The sequence below is a fragment of the Burkholderia sp. RF7-non_BP4 genome (assembly GCF_001521935.1).
GTDB classification, from domain to species: domain Bacteria; phylum Pseudomonadota; class Gammaproteobacteria; order Burkholderiales; family Burkholderiaceae; genus Burkholderia; species Burkholderia diffusa.
Genome location: NZ_LOTA01000041.1, coordinates 1 through 1,205, shown reverse-complemented (window position 1 = coordinate 1,205; position 1,205 = coordinate 1). Strand labels below are relative to the sequence as shown.

At 63.8% G+C, this 1,205-nt stretch carries 1 protein-coding gene; it reads right to left on the bottom strand.

All coding sequences use genetic code 11. From position 1 onward, the window contains the following. A partial coding sequence (locus tag WS49_RS36380; protein ID WP_306453906.1) for a hypothetical protein occupies window positions 1-1,205 on the bottom strand: 1,205 nt, incomplete at both ends.

Below are 1,205 nucleotides of genomic sequence, written 5' to 3'. Positions count from 1 at the left end.
TCGCTGTCGACCTCGACGTCGACGGGTCTGTCGTCGGCGACCAGCTCGATCAGCTCGCTGTCCACGTCGACTTCGACGGGTATCAACTCGTTGTCGACGGGCTTGAGCTCGACCGACAGCACGGTGGCGTCGCTGTCGACTTCGACGTCGACGGGTCTGTCGTCGGCAACCAGCTCGATCAGCTCCCTGTCCACCTCGACCTCGACGGGTATCAACTCGCTGTCCACGGGCCTCAGCTCGACCGATAGCACGGTGGCGTCGCTGTCGACCTCCACGTCGACCAGTCTCTCGTCGGCAACCAGCTCGATCAGCTCGTTGTCCACGTCGACTTCGACGGGTATCAACTCGTTGTCGACGGGCTTGAGCTCGACCGACAGCACGGTGGCTTCGCTGTCGACTTCGACGTCGACGGGTCTGTCGTCGGCAACCAGCTCGATCAGCTCCCTGTCCACCTCGACCTCGACGGGTATCAACTCGCTGTCCACGGGCCTCAGCTCGACCGATAGCACGGTGGCGTCGCTGTCGACCTCCACGTCGACGGGTTTGTCGTCGGCGACCAGCTCGATCAGCTCGCTGTCCACGTCGACTTCGACGGGTATCAACTCGCTGTCGACGGGCCTCAGTTCGACCGATAGCACGGTGGCGTCGCTGTCGACTTCGACGTCGACGGGTCTGTCGTCAGCGACCAGCTCGATCAGCTCGCTGTCCACGTCGACCTCGACGGGCATCAACTCGTTGTCGACGGGCCTCAGCTCAACCGACAGCACGGTGGCCTCGTTGTCGACCTCGACGTCGACGGGTCTCTCGTCGGCGACCAGTTCGATCAACTCGCTGTCGACGGGCCTCAGCTCGACCGATAGCTCGGTCGCTTCGCTGTCGACCTCGACGTCGACGGGTCTGTCCTCGGCAACCAGCTCGATCAGCTCGCTGTCCACGTCGACCTCGACCGGCATCAACTCGTTGTCGACGGGCTTGAGCTCGACCGACAGCACGGTGGCGTCACTGTCGACCTCCACGTCGACCGGCCTGTCCTCGGCAACCAGCTCGATCAGCTCGCTGTCCACGTCGACGTCAACGGGTATCAACTCGCTGTCGACGGGACTCAGCTCGACCGACAGCACGGTGGCTTCGCTGTCGACCTCCACGTCGACGGGTTTGTCGTCGGCGACCAGCTCGATCAGCTCGCTGTCCACGTCGACTTCGAC